Below are 841 nucleotides of genomic sequence, written 5' to 3' on the forward strand. Positions count from 1 at the left end.
ATTTTCCCGCAATCAAGTGTGACACAACTGTTAAGGGTCGATCACTTCGGCCCTCTCCATCAGGCTCGACAACGCAGGAACATCATAGTGGACTTTCGAAATCGCTTCGCTGAGCACACCAATGCCGAAGCCGCTGCCGTATATATCGCCGACAGCCACTGCGCCTGAGCGTGAACCAGTCCAACCACCCAACGCGAAAGCCAGTTCACGCTCCACGCGTCCAGCGCGCATCGCATCGCGAAAGCAGTGACGGAAGCTATGAAATGTGGTGCGGTCCGCCTTGGCTCCTGTTCTAATGAGGTAGCGCGCGAACCACTTCGAGAAGTAGGCTGATGCGTAGCCAAATCGATCCAGTTCCAACTCAGGCCAAAGACGGGTTTCGCGAGCCGTGCAGCAGCGGCGCCAGTGGTCGAGCACTCGTGCGCGAATCAAAGCGGGATGGATTGGAACAACGCGTTCGCTCGAATTTGTCTTCACACGCTTGCCCAACATGGTGTCTGGTTTCACCACAAAGCAGAAGATGCCATCGAGTTCGACGATATCATCTACGGTCTGCTGGCAGATTTCGTTCTGCCTCAGGCCGCTGAACAGCGCGATAAGCGGGACATAAAAGTGCGCGGGCGATGTCGGAATACGCTTACCGTCACGCACACCGTCGAGGTCTTCGAAGGGCTCGCCTGTAAAGATTCGCTCTAGTTGGTTTGCTGAGAAAGGACGGCGCTTCTCTCGCACTGGCACAGGGTCGGCAACGCGAAGTCCAATGCAGGGGTTGCGACTGGCGAGTTCCTCTTTCACCAGCCAGTTCATCATTGTAAGCGCTGTTTTCAGCCCACGTCGCCCC

General features: G+C 56.4%; 1 protein-coding gene. It reads right to left on the reverse strand.

The genetic code is table 11. The features are described from left to right. Window positions 1–30: 30 nt before the first annotated feature. Window positions 31–841: site-specific integrase (locus tag A7A77_RS17305; RefSeq protein WP_216635621.1), on the reverse strand; the 811-nt coding region annotated here is incomplete at its 5' end.

It is taken from the genome of Croceicoccus bisphenolivorans (genome assembly GCF_001634625.1).
GTDB lineage: Bacteria > Pseudomonadota > Alphaproteobacteria > Sphingomonadales > Sphingomonadaceae > Croceicoccus > Croceicoccus bisphenolivorans.